Consider the following 5,087-nt stretch of genomic DNA (forward strand, 5'->3'; position numbering starts at 1 on the left):
GAGCGCCGCACCGGTACGACGGAACGCTTCGGCCAGGATCTGCGGGTACAGCGCGCCGGGCATGTCCTGTTCGGCGGTGGCCTCGCCGTCCCCGTACGCCAGGAGCAGGTCCTCGCCGGACACGTCGAGTCCGGCTTCGCGCGCCCACGGGGCCAGGACGGCGGTGAGGCCGGTCTCCCAGTCGATGAGCGTGCCGTAGCAGTCGAAACTCAGTGCGTCGAACTCCGAAAGATCCAGCATGGTTCTCCTTCTCGGCGGAGCGTCGTGTGGTGTGAATTGTGTTCGCGTGGCGGACACAATTCCACTCGGAACGGAGTCTCAGCGCGCGACCGGCTGCCGGAGGATCGTGCGCTGCTTCTGCGGCGCGACCTTCCGGAAGTCGCTGAGATAGATCTCGTGATGCTTGCCCGTCATGCGAAATCCGTTGCCGGGGACGAAGTCGTGATGCAGGCGGTAGAGCACGTCGGCCTCGTCGTCGAACGACCCGACGTGCAGTGTCTGCACGCACTTCCCTTCGGACAGGGTCTCGAGCCGCACGTTGTCGAGACGTGCCGGCCGGTTCTTCGCACCGGCCTGATCGACGGCAGCCGTGAACTCCTCCCGCCCGATCCAGTCCGGCACCATGACCATCAGGGTCCAGTTCCACCGTGACTTGTCCCGTGCCGACGTGAACGAGTCTATGTCCTCGGCCCACCACAAACCCTCGACCGGCGGGACGACATAGTCGCGGCCGAGGTCCCGCTTGCTCGCGAACTTCACCTTGTACGCGACCGGATACAGTGCTTCGACGGCTTCGGCGAATGCCGGCGACGAATTCGGATCGCCGTGCCCGTCGATCATGAGGTACTGCGTGTCCGGCACGTCGAGGACCCGGAACTGTCCGCGGACGGCGCGGTAGGTGTCGAGGGTCCTCTTGAAATCGACTTTCTCGGCCATTCCCGTCCTCGGTGCGTCAGGATGCGTCGAGCACCAGCCACCCGCCGTGATGTTCGAACACCTCGAAGTCCCGGCCGGTGGATTCACCGAGCCGCGTCAGCGCATCGAGGTCGAAGGTGCGCACGTGGCCGTGGCAGGCGGTGGCCTCGTCCTCGAACGGCACCGCGATCACCACCCGCTCCCGGGCGATCCGCAGCGCTTCGGCGACGACCGCGGCACCGATCGTGTCGTCGACGTGTTCGAGCAGGTGGATCGCCGTGACCGTGTCGGCGCTGTCGTCCGGGACCGGCACGTTCGCGGCGTCGCACACCAGGGTGTCGACGGGCAGGCCGAGGCGCGGGGCGACGGCGTCGAGCAGGGACATGGTGCCCGGAAGGATGTCGGTGGCGGTCACCTGAGCTCCCGCGCCGGCCAGGCGCAACGGCAGGAAACCGAAGCACGACCCGAGGTCCAGCACGCGACCGCGGACCAACTCCGCCGCCTTGTCGTGGATGGGCGCGAAATCCGCTGTGCCGTCGAGAAGTTCACCCAGGGAGTTGTGGTAGTAGGTGACCCACGCGTCGAGGGGATCGGGGATCGTCGAACGCACCAGCCCGACCATCGTCAACTCGAACTCGTCCTGTCCGAAGTCGGCGTCCTCGATCGATGCGGTGACGCCGGCGACGAGCCGTTCGCTGAGATCGGCCGGTCCGAGCGAATGCGTCACGTGCAGGCGGCCGTCGTTGCGGCGCAACGTCAACGGGCCGGACTCGACGCGTTCGACCGTGACATGATCGTGCGTCCAGCGTCCGGGTGTGCAGGGGGCGAGGGAATCGAGCACGCTCATGACTGGGCCTCGTTCGGTGGGACGGCCGGGGAGTTCAGCCCACTGTAGAGGGTGCGCATCCCCGAGGCCAGCAGGTCGGGTAGTTCGGCGGAGTCGTCGGCGAGCCATTGTTCGTATGCCGAGACCGCCACGGCGAGCATGAGATAGGCGACGGTACGCGGGAAGTGGTCGTCGGCCGAGGCGCCGGTCCGGGCGGCCACGAACTCGGCGATGACCCGCCGCCAGCCCTGGTACATCACCGACGAATACGCCTGCAGGGTCGGGTTGCGCAGGATCAGTTCCATGCGGGCGCGGTGTCGCTGCGCCTCGGACTCGGGGAAGGTGTTGAAGTCCAGCAGCGCCGACGCCAGGGCCTCGGCGAGGGGCATGTCCTCGGGAAGTGCGGACAGGTGGGCGCGCATGTGTGCGAGGTGCTCGTCGAAGTCGCCCCACGGCACCGCGTTCTTGGACGGGAAGTAGCGGAAGAACGTGCGGCGTGCGATCCCGGCGGCTTCGGCGATCTCGTCGACGCTGGTCTCGTCGAAGCCGCGTTCGCGGAACAGTTCGATGCCGACGGCGCTGAGTCCCTCCCTCGTGGTGGAGGGGCGCCGACCTGTCCGAGCGGACGGTTTCCGACGGCTACGCATGATTCCCTCGATCCATAGATGACATTCTGCACTCGATGCCATTACAGTGGTGAACCGAGTCACAACGCAAGACCGGTTGTGGCGTCGACTCCACACCTGGAGCAGAAATCCGAGGAGGAAACATGTCCGATCGTGACAACGCGGTGATCGAGTCCGAGCTCATCGAGGAGTCCCTCGTGGAAGAGGTCTCCATCGACGGCATGTGCGGCGTGTACTGACATGACCGCACCCGGAGCCACCGCCGTGGCAACTGCACAGTTCGATCCGGGCGCCACGTGGCGGCTCCACCCGCAGGTAGCGCTTCGCCCCGAGCCGTTCGGGGCGTTGCTCTACCACTTCGGCACCCGCAAGCTGTCGTTTCTGAAGAACACCGTGATCGTCGAGGTCGTCCGCTGTCTGGGCGAGCACGATTCGGTGCGGGATGCGTTGCGCGCCCACGGAATCGACGAGAACGCCGAGCGGCCCTACCTGCATGCCCTGCGCACGCTGGCCGACTCCCACATGATCGTCCCCGCCTGACGCCCCGAACCAGCAAGGACCCGCCATGACGTCTCTGCTCGAACCACCCGTCACTTCTGCACCCCCGAAAGTGGGTCGTCTCGTCGACCAGTTCGAGAAGGGCCTCGATGCCCCGATCTGCCTGACCTGGGAACTGACCTACGCGTGCAACCTGTCGTGCGTGCACTGCCTGTCCTCGTCCGGTAAACGCGACCCGCGCGAGCTGTCGACCGAGCAGTGCAAGGCGATCATCGACGAACTGCAGCGCATGCAGGTCTTCTACGTCAACATCGGTGGTGGCGAACCCACCGTGCGCTCGGACTTCTGGGAACTGGTCGACTACGCCACCGAGCACCAGGTGGGCGTGAAGTTCTCCACCAACGGGGTGCGCATCGACAAGAAGGTCGCCGCGCGCCTGGCCGCCTCCGACTACGTCGACGTGCAGATCTCCCTCGACGGCGCGACCGCCGAGGTCAACGACGCCGTCCGCGGCCCCGGATCGTTCGCGATGGCCGTGCGCGCGCTGGAGAACCTGTCCGAGGCCGGCTTCCGCGACGCCAAGATCTCCGTCGTCGTCACCCGCGAGAACGTCGACCAGCTCGACGAGTTCAAGGCTCTGGCCGACAAGTACGGTGCCACCCTGCGCATCACCCGGTTGCGTCCGTCCGGACGCGCGGTGGACGTGTGGGACGAGCTGCACCCGACGCACGAGCAGCAGCGGCAGCTCTACGACTGGCTCGTCGCGCACGGCGAGGGTGTGCTCACCGGCGACTCGTTCTTCCACCTGTCCGCGTTCGGCGGCCAGAGCGGTGCCGGTGCGCTGCCGGGGCTGAACCTGTGCGGCGCGGGTCGGGTGGTGTGCCTGATCGACCCGGTCGGCGACGTCTACGCGTGCCCGTTCGCGATCCACGACAACTTCCACGCCGGCAACATCCTCACGGACGGCGGATTCGCGTCGGTGTGGAAGAACTCCGAGCTGTTCCGGCAGCTGCGCGAGCCGCAGTCCGCCGGCGCGTGCTCCTCGTGCAACTTCTTCGACGCGTGCCGCGGCGGCTGCATGGCCGCGAAGTTCTTCACCGGCCTGCCGATGGACGGCCCGGACCCCGAATGCGTCCAGGGCTACGGCCAGTCCGCGCTCGCCGGCGAGCGCACCGTGCCGCAGTCCAGCGTCGACCACTCGCGCACCGGCAAGCGCGCCGAGCGCCGCACCCCGGCCGCGCCGGTTCCGCTGACCCTGCTGACCAAGCCCCCCGCCAAGTTCTGCGACGAAAACCCGCTCGCAGGACTGTAATTCCCGAGGAGACCACAGACCATGGCCAAGCCATCCTGGTTGAAGAACCCGTGGGCGACCGACCCCTGGTTCGAAACCGTCGCCGTCGCGCAGGAACGTGCCCGCAAGCGGCTGCCGAAATCCGTCTACGGCGCGCTCGTCGCCGGCTCCGAAGCGGGCCTGACGGTCGACGACAACATCGCCGCGTTCCGGGAACTCGGTTTCGCGCCGCACGTCGCCGGACTGTCGGACAAGCGGGAAATGGGTACCCACGTCCTCGGGCAGGACGTGGCGATGCCGGTGTTGATCTCGCCGACCGGTGTGCAGGCCGTGCATCCGGACGGGGAGGTCGCGGTCGCGCGGGCGGCCGCCGCCCGTGGGGTCGCGATGGGCTTGAGCTCGTTCGCCTCGAAGTCCATCGAGGATGTCGCCGCGGTCAACGACAAGACGTTCTTCCAGATGTACTGGGTCGGCAGCCGGGACGTGCTGGTCCAGCGTATGGAGCGGGCCCGCGCAGCCGGAGCCAAGGGCCTGATCATGACCCTGGACTGGTCGTTCTCCAACGGCCGCGACTGGGGCAGCCCGGCGATCCCGGAGCGGATGAACCTCGAGGCGATGGTCAAGTTCGCGCCCGAGGGCATCTTCCGCCCGAAGTGGCTGCTCGAGTGGGCCAAGACCGGTGGCGTGCCGGACCTGACCACCCCGAACCTGACCCCGCCCGGCGGTGCGGCGCCGACGTTCTTCGGTGCCTACGGCGAGTGGATGACCACCCCGCTGCCCACCTGGGAGGACGTGGCCTGGCTGCGCGAGCAGTGGGGGGATGCCCCGTTCATGCTCAAGGGCGTCATGCGGGTCGACGACGCCAAGCGCGCCGTCGACGCCGGTGTCACCGCGATCTCGGTGTCCAACCACGGCGGCAACAACCTCGACG

The 5,087-nt window shown here is 67.6% G+C and carries 7 protein-coding genes and 1 pseudogene; 4 read left to right on the forward strand and 4 right to left on the reverse strand.

Annotated features, from left to right (window positions below; translation table 11 throughout):
- The 4 genes and pseudogenes from I0Q12_RS34290 to mftR form a co-directional block, all read right to left on the reverse strand.
- Nucleotides 1–240: pseudogene (locus I0Q12_RS34290) on the reverse strand (haloacid dehalogenase); the annotation flags it as partial.
- Between the two features lie 78 nt (nt 241–318).
- Nucleotides 319–936, reverse strand: a complete 618-nt coding sequence (locus I0Q12_RS29430) for a GyrI-like domain-containing protein (protein WP_197257279.1) — start codon at nt 934–936, stop codon at nt 319–321.
- A 16-nt stretch (nt 937–952) separates the two neighbouring features.
- Nucleotides 953–1,762, reverse strand: a complete 810-nt coding sequence (gene mftM / locus I0Q12_RS29435; protein ID WP_197257281.1) for a mycofactocin oligosaccharide methyltransferase MftM — start codon at nt 1,760–1,762, stop codon at nt 953–955.
- Entirely contained in the window at nt 1,759–2,388 is a 630-nt protein-coding gene (mftR, locus tag I0Q12_RS29440) for a mycofactocin system transcriptional regulator (RefSeq protein ID WP_197257283.1), read from the reverse strand. Before mftR ends, mftM begins: the two co-directional genes overlap by 4 nt.
- 122 nt (nt 2,389–2,510) lie before the next feature.
- Here mftR and mftA point away from each other — a divergent pair, with 122 nt between their 5' ends.
- The 4 genes from mftA to mftD all read left to right on the forward strand — a co-directional run.
- The gene (gene mftA / locus I0Q12_RS29445; RefSeq protein ID WP_068159438.1) at nt 2,511–2,606 is read left to right on the forward strand and encodes a mycofactocin precursor MftA; all 96 of its coding nucleotides are present in this window, start codon (nt 2,511–2,513) and stop codon (nt 2,604–2,606) included.
- Nucleotide 2,607: 1 nt separating this feature from the next.
- Nucleotides 2,608–2,907, forward strand: a complete 300-nt coding sequence (gene mftB, locus I0Q12_RS29450; protein WP_197257285.1) for a mycofactocin biosynthesis chaperone MftB — start codon at nt 2,608–2,610, stop codon at nt 2,905–2,907.
- A 25-nt stretch (nt 2,908–2,932) separates the two neighbouring features.
- Nucleotides 2,933–4,177: a mycofactocin radical SAM maturase gene (gene mftC, locus I0Q12_RS29455; protein ID WP_197257289.1), complete on the forward strand. Its 1,245-nt coding sequence runs from the start codon at nt 2,933–2,935 to the stop codon at nt 4,175–4,177.
- Nucleotides 4,178–4,198: 21 nt separating this feature from the next.
- Nucleotides 4,199–5,087 (forward strand): pre-mycofactocin synthase MftD (mftD, locus tag I0Q12_RS29460; protein WP_231611689.1); only part of this gene is annotated, 889 nt, incomplete at its 3' end.

Origin of the sequence: Rhodococcus sp. CX, assembly GCF_015865005.1 — a bacterium.
GTDB lineage: Bacteria > Actinomycetota > Actinomycetes > Mycobacteriales > Mycobacteriaceae > Rhodococcus.